The 16,141-nt window shown below is 63.9% G+C and carries 14 protein-coding genes; 2 read left to right on the top strand and 12 right to left on the bottom strand.

Going from position 1 to position 16,141, the window contains the following annotated elements; all coding sequences use genetic code 11:
- Positions 1-91 precede the first annotated feature (91 nt).
- On the top strand, positions 92-1,063 hold the full coding sequence (locus AC1Z32_RS38410) for a LysR family transcriptional regulator (RefSeq protein ID WP_483484076.1): 972 nt from the start codon (positions 92-94) through the stop codon (positions 1,061-1,063).
- Here the strand turns inward: AC1Z32_RS38410 and AC1Z32_RS38415 are convergent.
- The 11 genes from AC1Z32_RS38415 to AC1Z32_RS38465 form a co-directional block, all read right to left on the bottom strand.
- Entirely contained in the window at positions 977-1,393 is a 417-nt protein-coding gene (locus AC1Z32_RS38415) for a helix-turn-helix domain-containing protein (RefSeq protein ID WP_483484077.1), read from the bottom strand. The two genes, AC1Z32_RS38410 and AC1Z32_RS38415, sit on opposite strands and share 87 nt — an antisense overlap.
- A complete protein-coding gene (locus AC1Z32_RS38420) occupies positions 1,390-2,559 on the bottom strand; it encodes an NAD(P)/FAD-dependent oxidoreductase (protein ID WP_483484078.1) in 1,170 nt (389 codons plus the stop codon). The genes AC1Z32_RS38415 and AC1Z32_RS38420 overlap by 4 nt, the downstream gene beginning before the upstream one ends.
- Positions 2,556-3,944 (bottom strand): FAD/NAD(P)-dependent oxidoreductase, encoded by a 1,389-nt coding sequence (locus AC1Z32_RS38425; protein WP_483484079.1) that lies wholly within the window; start codon positions 3,942-3,944, stop codon positions 2,556-2,558. Before AC1Z32_RS38425 ends, AC1Z32_RS38420 begins: the two co-directional genes overlap by 4 nt.
- Positions 3,929-4,243, bottom strand: coding sequence for a (2Fe-2S)-binding protein (locus AC1Z32_RS38430; protein ID WP_483484080.1), 315 nt, complete (start codon positions 4,241-4,243; stop codon positions 3,929-3,931). The genes AC1Z32_RS38425 and AC1Z32_RS38430 overlap by 16 nt, the downstream gene beginning before the upstream one ends.
- Positions 4,240-6,063 carry an ABC transporter ATP-binding protein gene (locus tag AC1Z32_RS38435; protein WP_483484081.1) on the bottom strand — a complete coding sequence of 608 codons (1,824 nt, stop codon included), beginning with the start codon at positions 6,061-6,063 and terminating at the stop codon, positions 4,240-4,242. The genes AC1Z32_RS38430 and AC1Z32_RS38435 overlap by 4 nt, the downstream gene beginning before the upstream one ends.
- Positions 6,064-6,071: 8 nt before the next feature.
- A complete protein-coding gene (locus AC1Z32_RS38440; RefSeq protein WP_483484082.1) occupies positions 6,072-7,004 on the bottom strand; it encodes an ABC transporter permease in 933 nt (310 codons plus the stop codon).
- Positions 7,001-7,957 carry an ABC transporter permease gene (locus AC1Z32_RS38445; RefSeq protein ID WP_483484083.1) on the bottom strand — a complete coding sequence of 319 codons (957 nt, stop codon included), beginning with the start codon at positions 7,955-7,957 and terminating at the stop codon, positions 7,001-7,003. The genes AC1Z32_RS38440 and AC1Z32_RS38445 overlap by 4 nt, the downstream gene beginning before the upstream one ends.
- A 79-nt stretch (positions 7,958-8,036) precedes the next feature.
- Positions 8,037-9,659 carry an ABC transporter substrate-binding protein gene (locus tag AC1Z32_RS38450; RefSeq protein WP_483484084.1) on the bottom strand — a complete coding sequence of 541 codons (1,623 nt, stop codon included), beginning with the start codon at positions 9,657-9,659 and terminating at the stop codon, positions 8,037-8,039.
- 80 nt (positions 9,660-9,739) lie between these two features.
- On the bottom strand, positions 9,740-11,014 hold the full coding sequence (locus AC1Z32_RS38455; RefSeq protein ID WP_483484085.1) for an NAD(P)/FAD-dependent oxidoreductase: 1,275 nt from the start codon (positions 11,012-11,014) through the stop codon (positions 9,740-9,742).
- Positions 11,015-11,042: 28 nt separating this feature from the next.
- Positions 11,043-11,711, bottom strand: a complete 669-nt coding sequence (locus tag AC1Z32_RS38460) for a haloacid dehalogenase type II (protein WP_062608427.1) — start codon at positions 11,709-11,711, stop codon at positions 11,043-11,045.
- A 207-nt stretch (positions 11,712-11,918) separates the two neighbouring features.
- Positions 11,919-13,397: an aldehyde dehydrogenase family protein gene (locus AC1Z32_RS38465; protein WP_483484157.1), complete on the bottom strand. Its 1,479-nt coding sequence runs from the start codon at positions 13,395-13,397 to the stop codon at positions 11,919-11,921.
- 247 nt (positions 13,398-13,644) lie between these two features.
- Here AC1Z32_RS38465 and AC1Z32_RS38470 point away from each other — a divergent pair, with 247 nt between their 5' ends.
- Positions 13,645-14,517, top strand: coding sequence for a GNAT family N-acetyltransferase (locus AC1Z32_RS38470; RefSeq protein WP_483484086.1), 873 nt, complete (start codon positions 13,645-13,647; stop codon positions 14,515-14,517).
- A 30-nt stretch (positions 14,518-14,547) separates the two neighbouring features.
- Here the strand turns inward: AC1Z32_RS38470 and AC1Z32_RS38475 are convergent, their stop codons facing one another.
- Positions 14,548-16,125 carry an ABC transporter substrate-binding protein gene (locus AC1Z32_RS38475; protein WP_483484087.1) on the bottom strand — a complete coding sequence of 526 codons (1,578 nt, stop codon included), beginning with the start codon at positions 16,123-16,125 and terminating at the stop codon, positions 14,548-14,550.
- Positions 16,126-16,141 lie beyond the last annotated feature (16 nt).

Consider the following 16,141-nt stretch of genomic DNA (forward strand, 5'->3'; position numbering starts at 1 on the left):
CTCGTCAGAAAGAGAGAGGTTGGGAAAATACTAAGTCGCGATGTTTTTGACGGCAATTCCAAAATTGTTGGATCGGGCATAACATGAAGTCATGCCAAACCTTCGAAGAAAACTGCCTAGCGCGAATGCGCTTTTCGTATTCGAGGCGGCCGCGCGCTGCGGGAATTTCACGCGCGCCGCACAAGAGCTTTATGTGAGCCAGCCGGCCGTCAGCCGCATGCTCGCGCGCATGGAAGACCATATCGGCGTGCGGCTCTTCGAGCGCGTGCGCGGCGGCATCGAACTCACCGAAAGCGGCGAGATTCTTTATCGCAAGATATCGGAAGGCTTCAGCGGCATCGAAAGCGCGATTCGCGAGATCGAGGCGCGCGCAACGGGCATCGAAACAGTCACGCTGTCCGTGTCCACGGGCTTCACCACGCATTGGCTCATGCCGCGCATGAGCCGTCTGAATCAGGCGTTTCCTTCCGTCGATTTGCGGTTTCAGCTCATATCGGGGCGCATCGGCGGGCCGCTCGTCGATGTCGATCTCGGCATGCGCTTTCTGCATGATGAAGAGATCGATGAAAACGCCGTGCTCGTGATGCCCGAAATGCTGTTGCCGCTTTGCAATCCCCGCTATCACGAACTCGCGCAGACCGATGCCGCGCGCGCGCATGGCGATACGGTCATCGTCATGGATGACGAGGAACGCGGCTGGCATGAACGCTTTCATGCGTTCGCCGAAAAGGAGCGGCATGCAGCGGGCATGTTGCGCTTCAACGATTACGCGATCGTCGTGCAGGCGGCGCTGCTCGGCCAGGGCATCGCGCTCGGGTGGCTGAACGTGACATCGCACTGGCTCGCGCAAGGCGCGCTCGTGCCGACCGAAGAAGAACTGATCGTCACGAGCCGCCGCTGTTGTCTGCTCACGCCGCCGAACCGGCCTGTGCGGCCCATCGTCGCCGATGTGCGCAAGTGGATCATCCAGGAAGCGCTAAGCGACATGCGCGTCGTGGAGAGCAAATACCCTCGGCTCTGCTTGCGCGACGCGCTTCATCAGACCGGCATCGAGCTCGGCTGAGCGCGCTTTCTTGCGCGTGCGCTCGACGAAGGCGCTCGGCGTCATGCCGCACAGCCGCTTGAAATGCCGCGCGAGATGGCTTTGATCGAAGAAGCCCACTTCCGTCGCGACCACCGATCCCGGCACGCCCGCGAGCAACAAGGTCTGCGCGCGCCGCACGCGCAACTCGCACAAGTACTTGTATGGCGAAAGCCCGAATTGCTCGCGAAACACGGTCGCAAAACGCGATACGCTCAGCGCCGAGAGATCCGCGAGTTGCGCGAGGCTCACGGTCTTGTCGAAATTGGCTTCGATATAGGCGAGCGCGTCGACGAGATTGGCTTGACTCATGGCGAAGTCTCGGAGATGACCGATTCGGCGTGCGTCGACGAAGCGCGCTCGAATCGTCTGATGGAAAACGAAGCGAGATCGATGGGCGTGCCGCCGGTATCGAGCAATTCCGCGAGCGTTTCACCGACGCCCGGACCGATCTGAAAGCCCGATCCGCTGAAGCCGAACGCATAGAACAGACCATCGGCTTTCGAGCTCGGGCCGATCACCGGCTCCGAATCCGGCAGATAACTTTCGACGCCGCTCCACACGCGAATCACATGCAGCGGGCGCATCGAGGGCACCATGCGGCGAAACTGCGCCATCTGCGCGACGGTGTTGTCGGGCAGCACGGAGGCGCGTCGCGTGCCTGCATCGGCGGGACCGGGCGGGCCGCCGCCCAGCACGATATTGCCGCGCGGAATCTGCCGGAAATACACGCTCTCTTCCTTGATGGACGTGTACACGCCCATCGAGAACTTGAAGACGTAAGGCACGGGTTCGGTCACGGCCATCTGCGGGCCGCGTGCGGTGAGCGGCACGGGCTCGCCGAATTGCGTCGATAGTGCGTTGGCCCATGCGCCCGCGCAGATCAGCACTTGCTCGGCGCGATACACGTCGCCCGTTGCGGTTTCCACGCGAAAGCCGCCCGCCTCTTTCTCCACGCGCACCACGTCCGTGTTCTCGACGATGCGCGCGCCGAGCCGCGCCGCCGCGCGTCCGAACGCGGGCGCGGCGAGACGCGGATTCGCGTGGCCATCGAGCGGCGAGATGGATGCGGCGAGCACGTCGCGGCCGAGAAACGGAAAGCGCCTCAACATCGCCGCGCCTTCGAGCACTTCGAGATCGAGACCGTAGGCGCGCGCATCGGCGGCATAGCGGTGAAAATATTCCGCGTCATGCGCGTGATAGCACACGCGCGTATGACCCGATGGCAGGAACTCGATATCCTCGCCGAGCAATTCGCGCGAACGCCGCCATGTTTCGAGCGCGCGATTCGACATCGCGAGTTGTTCGAGCGCGCGTCCCTGCCGGCGCACACCACCAAAGTTCACGCCGCTCGCCTGCTGGCCGGTCAAACCGCGTTCGAGCACGATCACCGAGCGCTGGCGCCGGCGCAGAAAGAAGGCGGTCGTCGTGCCGACGATGCCGCCGCCGATCACGATCACATCGGCGCGCTCGCTCATTCGCTGGTCTCCATGTCCTGGTGCGGCGCGAGCGCCATCGGCAGAGGTTTGACGGGTGCTTGCCCGCGCAGGCGCCCAACCGCTTCGAGTGGCACGCGTGCCTCCGCCGCGATGACCTCCGCACCCGCATGCGCGCAGAAACGGCCCTGGCATCGGCCCATGCCGACGCGTGAGAACGCCTTCGCGCGATTCGCTTCTTGCGCGCCCATTTCATTGACGACGCGTCTAAGCTCGCCAGCGGTAATCGCTTCGCAACGGCAGACGATAGTTTCATCCGGCAACGCGGCCGCGAAACGCGCGGGCCACGGGAACGCCGTGCGCAAGCCTGCCGCGAAGCGCGTGAAGCGGTTTAGTTGCATGCGCAACTTGTCGGCTTCCGCCGCGTCGTATTTCAGGCCGATGTCCTTCAACGCGGCCAGCGCCGCGAGCCGTCCCGCGCGTTCGGCCGCATCGGCGCCGCGCACGCGTGCTCCATCGCCCGCGATATAGACGCCCTTTACGTTGCTGCGGCCGTCTATATCGGCAATGGGAAGCCATTGCTGCAGCGCGTGATCGAAACGAAATTCGCAGCCCGCGAGATCAGCGAGTTGCGTCTCCGAGCGCAAGTGATAGCCGAGCGCGACGGCATCGCAATTCACTTGAAGCGTGGCGCCGTTGCCTTGCTTCACCCGCACGCTTTGAACGCCGTGTTCCGGCGTGCCTTCTATGGCAATCGGCGTGATCCCGCGATGAACCGGCACGCGCGCGTCCTTCAGCACGCTCATCAACGCGATGCCTTTTTTAAGCGTCGAAGGAATCGCGAGCAATTGCGGCAATGCGCGGATACGTTGCGCGAATGTCGATGTATCCAGCACCGCGCTCACCGTCGCGCCTGCCTTCACGTATTGCGCGGCGACGAGATAGAGCAACGGCCCGGTGCCCATCATCACGACGCGCGAGCCGATCGCGCAGCCCTGCGATTTCAATGCGACCTGTGCGCCGCCGAGGCTATACGCGCCCGCGTGATGCCATCCGGGAATGGGCATCAGACGATCCGTCGCGCCGCTGCATATGATGAGCGCGTCGAACGCGATCTTGCGATGACGCGTGCCGCTCACCACATGCACCGCATTCGGCTCGATGTTCCATACGAGCGTATCGGGCACGTAATCGATCTTCGCGCGCAACCCATCGAACGCATCGTGTAATGCACGCGCGCGTTCCGCTTCGGTGCCGTACAAGGTTTCATACGTGCGAGTGAAACCTTCAGGCTGACGGCGATAGATCTGCCCGCCATCGCGCCTGCCCTCATCGATGACCACGGGACGCAAGCCCGCCTCCACGAGCGCCTGCGCCGCGCGCACGCCCGCTGGTCCCGCGCCGATCACGATCACAGTCGCGGCCATACGCCCTCCTCGGCAACGGAAAGGCGCGTGACGATCGACATGCCTTCCACCGCCTGCGTCGTGCAGGCGCGCAAGCGTTCGCCGCTCGCGGTCCACACCCAGCAGTCCTGGCACGCGCCCATCACGCAGAAGCCCGCGCGGCGGCCATCGCCGAACTCCGAATCGCGCAGGTTTTCTTGCGAGGTCAGCAACGCGACCATCAACGTGTCGCCTTCGGCTGCGAGCGCGTGCCTGCCGTCGATGACGATCTCGAACGTCCTGCGCCCTTTCTCCGCGACTCTGACGAAGCGTCCGCTCATGCCGTCACCGTTTCGATCGACTGCATGCGCGCGAGATCGTCGGCGCTGTGATGACAGAGAATCTGCGCGCCCGACGGCAAGGTCTTCTTCGCAGGCGGCGTCACATTGCACTTGCCGTCGATGCGCGCCGAGCAGCGCGAGCGGAAGCTGCACAGCTCGCGCGCATCGCTTTCCGGGCCGAGCACGGGCAGCGCGCCAAGCGCCATCGCGCGGCGCGAATCGAGCCAGCCGGGACGCAGCGCGGGCACCGAATCGACGAGCAAACCCGTGTACGGGTGATACGGCGGACGCGAAAGCGCATCGCGCTGACCCGCTTCGACGCATTGACCCGCATAGAGCACGATGACTTCATCGCAGATCGCGCGCACCGTCGATATGTCGTGGCTGATGAACATGTACGACACGTTCAGTTCGCGGCGCAATTCCGCGAGCAGATCGAGGATCGCCGCGCCGACGACCGTATCGAGCGCGGACGTCACTTCGTCGCAGAGAATGAGTTCGGGATTCGCCGCGAGCGCACGCGCGAGATTCACGCGCTGCTTCTGTCCGCCCGACAAGCCGCCCGGTTGCCGCTTCGCGATCGACGCGGGCAACTTCACGAGATCGAGCAGTTCCAGCATGCGCTTTTGCGCAGGCGCGCCGCGCAGGCCATGATAGAAGTTCATCGGCCGCGCAAGGATATCGGCAATGGTGCGGCTCGGGTTCAACGCGGTATCCGCGTTCTGGAACACGATCTGCACGCGACGATATTGTTCGAGCGTGCGTTCCGACAGCTTCGCGGGCAAGGACTTTCCATCGAGCAGCACATCGCCGCGCGCGCGGTCGACGAGACCCGCGATCACGCGCGCGAGCGTCGTCTTGCCCGAGCCGGATTCGCCGATCACGCCGAGTGTCGTGCCGCGCGGGATCTTCAGGCTCACGTCGTCGAGCACGCGCACGGCGGGCACGCCGTTCGCATCGATGCGGCCATAGCCCGCGCTCAGGTTGCGGATTTCGAGCAGCGGCGCTTCCTTCGCTGCATCGGCCGTGACAAGTTCGACTTCGGGCCGGCGCGTGGCCGCGAGCAATTGACGCGTGTATTCGTCCACGGGCGCATCGAGCACTTGCGCGGTCGCGCCGTTTTCGCGCACGCGTCCGCCGTTCAACACGACGATGCGATCCGCCATCTGCGCGACGACAGCAAGATCGTGCGACACATACACCGCTGTCGTGCCCAGCTCGCGCACCACGCCCTTGAATGCGGCGAGCACTTCGATTTGCGTGGTCACATCGAGCGCGGTGGTCGGTTCATCGAACACGACAACAGCGGGATCGGTGATCAACGCCATCGCCGCCATCAGACGCTGCAACTGACCGCCCGACACCTGATGCGGATATCGATCGCCGATAGTCTCGGGACTCGGCAACGCGAGCGAACGAAACAGGCCGATGGCTTTCTCGCGCGCGGCGGCGGGCGTCATCAGCTTGTGCAGCAACGCGGGCTCGGTAACCTGATCCATGATCGTGCGCGCCGGATTGAAGCCCGCCGACGCGCTCTGCGCAACATACGCGACCGTGCGCGCACGCAACGCGCGCCGGCCCTTCGCATCGAGCGACAGGACATCGGTATCGCCGATCCTGACCGACCCGCCCGCGATCGAGCAACCGCCGCGCGCATGCCCGAGCAGCGCCAGCGCGATGGTCGTCTTGCCCGATCCCGATTCGCCGATCAACGCGAGCACTTCGCCCTTCTTCACCGTGAAGTCGACGCCCTTCACGATCTCGACGACCGGATCGGGCGCCGCGCCCGCAACGACGCGCAAGCCTCTGACTTCGATCATGTTCGTATTCACTGGCCGCCTCCATGCGAACGCGCGCCATGACGGCGCAGGCTGTCGATGAGCAGATTCACGCCGACGGTCAGCGTCGCGATGGCGACCGCGGGCATCAGCACGGCAGGCGCGCCTTCCGCGAGACCGCCGATGTTCTCGCGCACGAGCGAACCCCAGTCGGCGTTCGGCGGCTGCACGCCCAAGCCGAGAAAGCTCAGGCCCGACAGCAGCAGCACGATGAACACGAAGCGCAAGCCGAAGTCCGCGAGCATCGGGTGAATCATGTTGGGCAGCACTTCGACACGCGCGATATAGAACAGCTTCTCGCCGCGCGCCTTCGCCACCTGCACATATTCGAGCGTCATGATGTTCACCGCGAGCGAACGCGAGATGCGGAACGCACCGGGGATATACGCGAGCGCGGCGACCATCATCAGCATCGGAATGGACGAGCCGAATGCCGCGATCACGACGAGCGCGAGAATCTTGCTCGGGATCGAGATGAGCGCATCGAAGAGGCGGCTCAGGACTTCATCGACCCAGCGCCCCGAGACAGCGGCGACCAGACCGAAGAACGTGCCGATGACGCTCGCCGCGACCGTCGATGCAAGTGCGAGACCGACCGTGTACTGCGTGCCGTAGAGAATGCGGCTCAGCATGTCGCGGCCGAGATAATCGGTGCCGAGCAGATGCGCGGCGCTATACGAGCCGAAGACTTCCGTCGACGTGAACGCGCCGCCTTTATACGGCGCGACGACCGGCCCGATGAACGCGACCGCGAGCCAGAACACGACGATGAAAAGGCCGATCAGCCCCAGCACCGAAAAGCGGTGGACGAGGCGGCTCAACATGCCGCGCTTCGTAACGGCAGGCGCCTGCTCTTGCGGCGCATCGGCGGGAGGCTGGTCGTATAGCACGGTCGTGGCGTGAGAAAAGACGTTCCGATTCATCGTTGACGCAGCCTCGGGTTGGAGACGATCTGAGCCAGATCGGCGATGAGAACGAGCGCGAGATATGCCGCGCAGAACACCATCACGCAGCCCTGCACGAGCGGCATGTCGCGATTGGTGACGGCATCGACCATGAGGCTCGCGAGACCGGGATAGTTGAAGATCGATTCGACGATCACCACGCCGCCGAACAGATACGACAGCGAAAGCGCGACCGCATTGGCAATGGGGCCGATGGTGTTGGGCAGCACGTGCCGCAACACGACGCGCATCGGTGAAGCGCCTTTGAGCAACGCCATTTCCACATACGAAGCGTTCAGCTGATCGAGCACCGCCGCGCGCGTCATGCGCGCCATCTGCGCGACGATCACGCAGCAGAGCGTCATCACGGGCATCGCATACGTTCGCACGAGCGCGCCGAACGACGATACATCCGACAGATACGACAGCGCGGGCAGCCAGCGCAGCTTCACCGCGAAGATCAGCACGGCGATGGTCGCGACGAGAAACTCCGGCACGGCCACGGTTGAAAGCGTGAACACGTTGAGCGCGCGATCGACGAGCGATCCGCGATACATCGCCGAGAGGATGCCGATCAAGAGCGCGAGCGGCACGGACACGAGCGCCGTCAATCCCGCGAGCACGAGCGAATTCGGCAGACGCGTGGCGATCAGTTCACTGACCGGCAGATTATTCGACAGCGACGTGCCGAAATTGCCCGTCACCACATGCATGAGCCATTGCACATAGCGCGTGACCGCGGGTTGATCGAGGCCGAACTGGTGCCGTAGCGCCTCCACCTGCTCGGGCGTCGCGGCCTGGCCGAGCGCCTGTTGCGCGGCATCGCCCGGCAAGAGACCGGTGATGCCGAACACCACCATCGACACGATCCACAGCGTGAGCAGCGCGAGGCCGAGGCGCGCGGCGACGAGTCGTTGCGCATGAACTTTCATCGGATATCGCCTCTCGTTGAAGGTTTGACAGCGCGCGCCGTCGTGACAGGCACGGCGCGCGTCCGGTGTCACAGCACGCTCATGCCTCGAGCCACACGTTCTCAGCGAACATCCATCCCATCAGGCCCGCGAGCGGAATGCCGCCCAGGCCCTTCAGCTTCGATGTATGGGCGTCGAGCGAGCTCTGGAACATAGGAATGCCGATGCCGCCATCCGTATGCACGAGCTCCTGCATGTCGCCGTAGATCTTCTTGCGCTTCGCATCGTCCGGCTCGCCGCGCGCGGCGACCAGCATCTGATCGAACTGCGGGCTTTTCCAGTTGGCTTCGTTCCACGGTGCGTCGGACTTGAAGAACTGCGTGAAGATAACGTCCGCGCTCGGGCGCGCATTGATGTTGCCGAAGCCGAGCGGATGCTTCATCCAGTGATTCGACCAGTAGCCATCGGAAGGCACGCGCACCACTTGCAGATTGATGCCCGCCTGCGGCGCGACCTGCTGCATCAGCACGGCCATTTCGACGGAGCCTTCCGCCGCCGGCGATGCGTACAGCTGAATCGGCGTATTGCCGACCTTCGCCTTCTGGAAGTGGAACTTCGCCTTGTCGGGATCGAAGCCGCGTTGCGGCAGGCCCGACATGTAGTACTTGTTGCTCGGATCGATAGGCTGATCGTTGCCGATCGCGCCATAGCCGCGGAAGATCGTCTTGCGCATCTGCTCGCGGTCCATCAGATACGTCATGCCCCGGCGGAAGTCCGCGTTGCCCGTGATGCCGCCATCGTCGCGCATGATGAGATCGGTGTACTGGCCCGTCTTCGTTTCCAGCACCGCAAAGCCAGGCGTGCCCTTGATGCGCTCGGTCGAACGCGCGCTCACCGCATTGATGAGCTGCACGTCGCCCGACATCAGCGCGTTCACGCGCGCGGGTTCATCGGCGATGCCGATAAGCTCCACTTCGTCCAGATGCGGCATGCCCGGCTTCCAGTACTTCTCGTTGCGCACGCCCACGGTACGCACGCCCGGCGCAAACTCCTTCAGCTTGAACGGGCCCGTGCCCACGGCGGTCTTGAAGTCCGTGGTGCCGTCCTTGATGATGAGGAAGTGCGAGTCCGCGAGAATCACCGGCAAGTCCGCGTTCGCGCCCGTCAGCGTGATGGTCAGTTCGTTCGGGCCGGTAGCCTTGACTTCCTTGAACTGATCGGCGAGCGTCTTCGCTTTCGAGCCGACCGCCGGGTCCTTATGGCGCATCAGCGAATAAATGACGTCCTGCGGCGTGAGAGACTTGCCGTCGTGGAACTGCACGCCGCTGCGCAGCTTCACGACCCATACGATCGCGTCCTTCGTTTCGAGGGATTCGGCGAGCGCCATTTTCGCGCCGAGGCGATTGTCGAGTTCCGTCAGGCCGCTATAGAACATGAACGCGCGCGCATAGTCGGTGCCGAGCGCGCCCTTGGCGGGATCGAGCGTATCGGCGGCGGACGACGACTGTGTCGCCACGCGGATGCGTCCGCCCTGCTTCGGCTTGTCCTGCGCAAAAGCGGCGCCGCTCGCGGTGAGGAGCCCCGCGCCCGTCACCGAGAGAAGTCCGCCCGCGGCCATCGCGCGCAAGACGTTGCGCCGCGACGCGCCACGGCGCGTCAGTTCTTCGAGCCGTTTGCCGGCATCGGCATGGGCGAGTGCTTCAGGCGATTTGTCGATGCTCATGAACTTCTCCGCGATAGGGGCTGTAAATGTTCGACGGCTTGATCGTTATATGAAGGCCGCCTGTCTTTGCTTCCGATGCTTCAATAGAACACGTCTTTGATCGAGTAATACGCGCCGACGAGCGGCAGAAACCACGGCTTGCCCGTATGGCCCGGAATTGCGGGCCAGTCGAAATCGCGCCAGGGGTTCGCATCCGCGTTGCCGTTCATCACGTCGGCCATGACCTGGCCCATGTGTGTCGACATCTGCGTGCCGTGGCCGCTGTAGCCCATCGAGTAATAGATGCCGTCGTGCTGGCCCGCGCGGGGCAGACGGTCGGCGGTGATATCGACGAGGCCGCCCCAGCAATAGTCGATGCGCGCATCGGCCAGACTCGGGAAAATCGATGCGAGATTGGCTTGCAGAATGCGTCCGCTCTTTGCATCCGATGGACGCTCCGATGCGGTGAAGCGTGCACGTCCGCCAAGCAGCAGGCGCGCATCGGGCGTGACACGAAAGTAGTTGTGCATCAGACGGCTCGTCGTGTACGAGCGTCGATTCGGCAGCAGTCGTTGCAGTTGATCCTCGGGCAGCGGCTCGGTCACGATGATGAACGAGCCGACCGGCGCGAGCCTGCGCCGATACCACGCGAACGGGCCGTGCTTCGAAGGACCCGTTGCAATCAACACCTGCTTCGCGCGCAATGTGCCGCGCTTCGAATCGATTCGATACGCGCCGCCTTCCTTCGTGATCGCGGCCACTTCAGCGTGTTCATAAAGACGCGCGCCTTGCCTCGCTGCGGCCTGCGCGAGTCCGACTGCGAACTTGCCCATATGCATCTGGCCGCCATGACGCTGCAACAGGCCGCCGTGAAAGGCATCCGATTGCACTTCATTGCGGACCTGCTCGCGATCGAGCAGATCGATGTCGGGATCGACTTCGCGCCGGATCAACTCGGCAGTCTTCGCGATGTGTTCGAGATGATGCGGCTTCGCGGCGAGCTTCAGCTTGCCCGACGCGAGATAGTCGCAATCGATATTCTCTTCGCGAATCAAACGCTCGACGGTGCTCACCGCCGCCGCATACGCGCGATAACAGCCCTGCGCGCGCAGGGCGCCGAGTTGCGAGCGCAACGCCGCATAGTCCTGCGCGACGCCCGTATTGCACTGACCGCCGTTGCGTCCCGACGCGCCGCCGCCCATGCGCCCGGCGTCGAGCACGGCAACGGATGCGCCGCGCCTGGCGCAAGCGAGCGCCGCCGACAAACCCGTGAACCCGCCGCCGATCACGGCGACATCGGCCTGACCATCCGCCGGGCCTTCGCACGTCGAGATCATCGCGGGCGCGGTGTCGAGCCAGTAGGAGTCGAGTTTCATCGGCATTGCTCGCGTGAAGTGGCGTTGATTACAGACCGAGTTGGCCGGCGAGATCGCCGATGGTGTCCACTTCGTAATACTCGTAGTACGGCGTGCCCGGCTCGTGGCCGCGCTTCACGAACGCCTTGTGCTTGACGCCCATGTCGTGCGCGGTCATCAGGTCATAGCGCAGGCTCGACGACACATGCAGCACATCTTCCGGATTGCAGTTCAATTGATCGAACATGTACTCGAAGCCCTGCATGCGCGGCTTGTAGGACTGCGCCTGCTGCGCCGTGAACACGCGATGGAACGGCGCGCCGAGCTTGTCGACGTTGCTTTGAATCTGATCGTTCGATGCGTTCGACAGAATCACGAGCTTGTACTTCTTCGCCAGGCGCGAGAGGCCTTCCGGCACGTCCGGATGCGGGCCCCACGTCGGCACGGCGAGGTAATACTTCTCTGCTTCGGCTTCGTTGAATTCGACGTTCATGCGCTCGCACGTGCGGCGCACCGCGTTGACGATCACGTCGCGATACGGCTTCCATGCGCCGAGCACTTCATCGCGACGATAGCCCGAGAAGAACTTGACGAATTGCTCCAGGTCGTCGCCTTGCAGGCGGTCGGCGTACATCTCGCGCGCCATATCGGCCATGCGGAACTTCGTCAGCGTGCCGTAGCAGTCGAACGTGATGTACTTCGGCTCGAAATCGATCATGGTGTCAGTCCTGTCGTGTGATGAACCCGTCCGGAGTTCAGTGGTGAAAACAAGGAACAGCGATGCATTAAGAAAAATTTAAACAAGGCAAAAATGACTGATGGCGTTGAATGCGTGCCTCGCGACGATATAAGTCATGCGTTTTGGGCCATCGCCACAGCAAAAAATGCGGCGGCTTTTTCGAACGTTCGTGCTTGTGCGTTTGCCTCAGCCTTCGGTGTCGATAAGTACGCTCTTGAAGCGCAGATTCGCTTCATAAGCCTGCCGGCCGAGATCCTTGCCGATACCCGAGCGCTTGTAGCCCCCCGTCGGAATCACGAAGTCGCTCGTGCGTCCATAACGGTTGACCCAAACAGTGCCCGCTTCGATGCCGCGCACCATGCGCAATGCGCGGCCGATGTCCGCGGTATGCACGCCCGCGGCCAAACCGTATTCGGGATGCGCAGCCAGTTCGAGCGCTTCTTCCTCGGTGTCGAATGACTGCACCGTGAGCACCGGGCCGAAGATTTCGCTGCGCACGGCGTCGCTGTCCTGCGTGACGTCGCATAGCAAGGTCGGTGAATAGAACGCGCCGGGCGTCGCGGCATCCGCGCGCCTGCCGCCGCAACGCAAGGTCGCGCCGCCCGCGATGCTGCGTTGAACGATCGCGTCGATGCGCTGCGCCTGCGGCTCGGAGATGATCGGCGGCAAGGTCGTGCCCGCTGCCCATGTCGGACCCGCCTTGAGCTCGCCGAAGGCTTGCGCGATGCGTTCGATCAACTCATCCGCGATCGGTCGCTGCACGAGCAGCCGCGAGCCTGCGACGCACACTTGCCCCGCGTTGCCCGTGATCGCTCCGGCGATACGCCGCGCCACTTCATCGATGCGCGGTGCATCGGCGAATACGATCTGCGGGCTCTTGCCGCCGAGTTCGAGCGTGACGGGCTTCGTGCCGCTCTCCGCGCAGGCGGCCATGATCGCGGCGCCGGTGCGCGTCGATCCGGTGAACGTGACCTTGCCGATACGCGGATGACGCACGAGCGCATCGCCGGTCGTGCGGCCATCGCCCTGAACGACATTGAAGATGCCCGGCGGCACGCCCGCTTCGAGCGCGAGTTCGGCAAGACGCAGTGCGCTGAACGGCGTCATCTCCGAGGGCTTCAGCACGACCGCGTTGCCCGCCGCGAGCGCGGGCGCGGTCTTCCATACGCCCATCACGAGCGGAAAATTCCACGGCGCAATCGCACCGATCACGCCATACGGCTCGGCGATCGTCATGCCCAGATGCCGATGATCGGTCGCCGCGACATCGCCGCCGATCTTGTCGGCAAGCTCCGCATAGAAGCGGATGCTCTCGGCGGTGAACGGCACGTCCCAGTTATATGCATCGCGCACGGGACGCGTCGAGCCGAGGGCTTCGAGCGGCGCGAGATTCGTTGCATCGGCGGCGACGAGATCGGCGAACTTGCGCAGCACGCGTGCGCGCTCGCGTGGCGCGCGGCGCGCCCAGTCGCTCTTCTTGAACGCGCTGAACGCGTTCTGCACGGCGTAGTCGATCATCGCGTCATCGGCGACGGGCACCGATGCATACGCGACGCCATCCGACGGACGCGATACTTCGATACGCGACGCGCCCGCATCGATCAATTCGCCGCCGATGAAGTGCCCGCTCCTGATGGCGATGCTGGCAGGATCGAACCGGTCCATATGCGTGAGTCCTCCTCCGGGATGTTGCGTTGACATGGCTTTATCGTAGGACCAGCGCACCGGCATATTTCGCTGACAAAATTGCCGATTCGGCACAGCGCGCGCGTTCTTGCCGCGATAACCTGCGGTTTTGCGTTGCACCACGCGCGCCGGCCCATGCGCCGCGCGGGACAGGAAGATCGTCCTAGCCATGCGCGCTGCGCGGTGTCAAAGTCACGGTAAATGTCTTCAAAGTGAGGAGGCCGGCGTGCCCGACTCGAGCAAGAACGATGTGGTCGAATACCGGGCTTTCACGCTCGACGACATCGCCGCGGCGCACGCGCTGTCGGCGTCCGTCAAATGGCGGCATCGCGCGGACGACTGGCGCTTCGCGGCGCGTCTCGGCAGCGGGTTCGCCGCCGTCTCCCAGCAAGGCGAACTGGTCGGCACGGCGCTCGCGTGGCAATTCGGCACGGATGCCGCGACGCTCGGCATGTTCATCGTGTCGCCCGAGCATCAGCGTCGCGGCATCGGGCGCGGTCTGCTCGATCGATTGATGGCGAAGCTCGGCTCGCGCATGCTGCTGATCCATGCATCGAACGAAGGCAAGCCCTTGTGCGAGGAACGCGGCTTCACGCGTATCGACACCATTCATCAGCATCAGGGCGCGGCGTTTCAGCCGCCGCTCGTATCGCTTCCGCCGGGCGAACGGCTGCGTCCGATCGGCGCGAAGGACACGCCGCGTCTCGCCGAACTGGCATCTCGCGCGAGCGGTCTGGATCGCACCGATCTGCTGCCGGAATTGCTCGATGTCGCAAGCGGCATCGCGCTCGATCGCGATGGCGAACTCATCGGCTTCGCGCTGTTCCGGCGTTTCGGTGACGGTCATGTGATCGGCCCGGTGATCGCGCCCGAATCGACGGACCAGAGCCGCGCCAAGGCGTTGATCAGCTATTGGCTCGCGCTGAACGCGGGCATGTTCGTGCGTGTCGATACGCCGCTGCGATATGGGCTTTCCGCGTGGCTCGAAGGGCTCGGACTGCCGCTCGTCGATACCATCGAGCAGATGGCGCTGAACGGCACGCCATCCGTCGATGAAACGCTCACGCAGTTCGCGCTGACGAGCCAGGCGCTGTGGTAGCTCGGCCGTGAACATCGGCGCGACCGATGTTCACGCCTTGTCGAGCCACGCGAACTCCGCGAACCGGTAGCCCATCACGCGGCCCGATGGCGTGCCCTTCAATCCGCGCAGCGTCGAGCTCTGCGCGTCGATGAAGTTGATGAACGCCGGAATCACAAGACTGTTCTTCTCATAGACGATGGTCTGCATGTCGCCGTATACCTGCTTGCGCTTCGCTTCGTCGCGCTCGCGGCGCGCCTGCACCAGCAGTTGATCGAACTGCTCGTTCTTCCAGCCCGACTCGTTCCAGTTCGCATTCGAGCGGAAGAACTGCGTGTACAGCAGATCGAGCGTCGGGCGCGGCAGGATCGAGCCGTAGGTCATCGGGTACTTCATCCAGTACGTGGTCCAGTAACCGTCGGCGGGCACGCGGCGCACGTTGATATCGACGCCCGCCTGCTTCGCGGCCTGCTGGAGCATCATTGCGGAATCGAGCGCAGTCTCGACCGATGGCGGCGCGATGATCTCCGCGCGCGCGCCCGGCGTGCCGGCCTTCTTGAAGTGGAACTGCGCCTTGTCCGGATCGTATGCGCGCTGCGGCAATCCCTTCATGAAATACGGATGCCACTCCGGCACCGGATGATCGTTCGCGAGCGTGCCGTGGCCGCGCAGCATCACGTTCACGATGCGCTGCCGGTCGTGCAGATACTTGATGCCTTCGTTGAAGTCCGTGCTCTTCGTTGGCAGCATGTCCTGCCGCAATGCGAGGTCCGAATAAAGCTGCGACGGGCTTTCGAGCACCGTCACCTTGCCCGTCTGCTTGACGCGATCGACATCGCGCGCGGGCAGCGGCGAGATGAGCTGCACATCGCCCGCGAGCAGCGCATTGGTGCGCGCCGCATCGTCGCCGATGCCGATGATCTCGACCTCATCGAGATACGGACGACCCGGCTTCCAGAAGTTCGGATTGCGCGTGCCGATGCAGCGCTGCGCCGGCGTGAACTCCTTGCACACGAACGGGCCCGTGCCGTTGCCCTTGGAGAAGTCCGTCGTGTTCGCGGCCACGATCACCAGATGCGGAATCGCGAGCAGCGCGGGAAGATCGACATTCGGTTCCGTCAACGTGATCTCGACCTTGAGCGGCCCGGCCGCCTTCACCGAACTGATGCCGTCCGCGATGGACTTGGCCTTCGATGCCGTCGCCGGGTCCTTGTGGCGCATCAGCGAGAACACGACATCGTCGGATGTGAAGGGCTTGCCGTCGTGGAAATGCACGTTGGGCCGCAGCGTGACGGTCCATTTCACGAAGTCGTCGGATTCGAGCTTTTCCGCGAGCGCGTTTTGCGTCTTGAAGTCGGCGTCGAGCTCGGTGAGGCCGCTATAGAACATGTACGCGCGCGAGTAGTCGCCCGTATGCGTGCCCTTCGAGGGATCGAGCGAATCCATCAGCGACTGGTTCGCCAGCGCCACGCGGATGCGTCCGCCGCGTTGCGGCGCGGGCTCGGCCGCCGCGAACGCGAGTGTCGAAGCGCCCGGCAAAATGAGGGTCGCCGCGCCCGCGGCGGCCAGCGTCTTCATCGCCTTGCGGCGGCCAGGATCGGCGACAACGAGTTCCTTCGGCAATGTCATGGTCAGCCTCGCTCGG

The sequence above is a fragment of the Caballeronia sp. 11_S32 genome (assembly GCF_056930355.1).

What these genes read in the sequence shown, in the direction of transcription:
- AC1Z32_RS38450 (WP_483484084.1), bottom strand. Translation starts at nt 9,659, where the DNA reads ATGAGCATCGACAAATCGCCTGAAGCACTCGCCCATGCCGATGCCGGC.
- AC1Z32_RS38430 (WP_483484080.1), bottom strand. Translation starts at nt 4,243, where the DNA reads ATGAGCGGACGCTTCGTCAGAGTCGCGGAGAAAGGGCGCAGGACGTTC.
- AC1Z32_RS38465 (WP_483484157.1), bottom strand. Translation starts at nt 13,397, where the DNA reads ATGGACCGGTTCGATCCTGCCAGCATCGCCATCAGGAGCGGGCACTTC.
- AC1Z32_RS38455 (WP_483484085.1), bottom strand. Translation starts at nt 11,014, where the DNA reads ATGAAACTCGACTCCTACTGGCTCGACACCGCGCCCGCGATGATCTCG.
- AC1Z32_RS38415 (WP_483484077.1), bottom strand. Translation starts at nt 1,393, where the DNA reads ATGAGTCAAGCCAATCTCGTCGACGCGCTCGCCTATATCGAAGCCAAT.
- AC1Z32_RS38425 (WP_483484079.1), bottom strand. Translation starts at nt 3,944, where the DNA reads ATGGCCGCGACTGTGATCGTGATCGGCGCGGGACCAGCGGGCGTGCGC.
- AC1Z32_RS38475 (WP_483484087.1), bottom strand. Translation starts at nt 16,125, where the DNA reads ATGACATTGCCGAAGGAACTCGTTGTCGCCGATCCTGGCCGCCGCAAG.
- AC1Z32_RS38420 (WP_483484078.1), bottom strand. Translation starts at nt 2,559, where the DNA reads ATGAGCGAGCGCGCCGATGTGATCGTGATCGGCGGCGGCATCGTCGGC.
- AC1Z32_RS38445 (WP_483484083.1), bottom strand. Translation starts at nt 7,957, where the DNA reads ATGAAAGTTCATGCGCAACGACTCGTCGCCGCGCGCCTCGGCCTCGCG.
- AC1Z32_RS38460 (WP_062608427.1), bottom strand. Translation starts at nt 11,711, where the DNA reads ATGATCGATTTCGAGCCGAAGTACATCACGTTCGACTGCTACGGCACG.
- AC1Z32_RS38435 (WP_483484081.1), bottom strand. Translation starts at nt 6,063, where the DNA reads ATGATCGAAGTCAGAGGCTTGCGCGTCGTTGCGGGCGCGGCGCCCGAT.
- AC1Z32_RS38410 (WP_483484076.1), top strand. Translation starts at nt 92, where the DNA reads ATGCCAAACCTTCGAAGAAAACTGCCTAGCGCGAATGCGCTTTTCGTA.
- AC1Z32_RS38440 (WP_483484082.1), bottom strand. Translation starts at nt 7,004, where the DNA reads ATGAATCGGAACGTCTTTTCTCACGCCACGACCGTGCTATACGACCAG.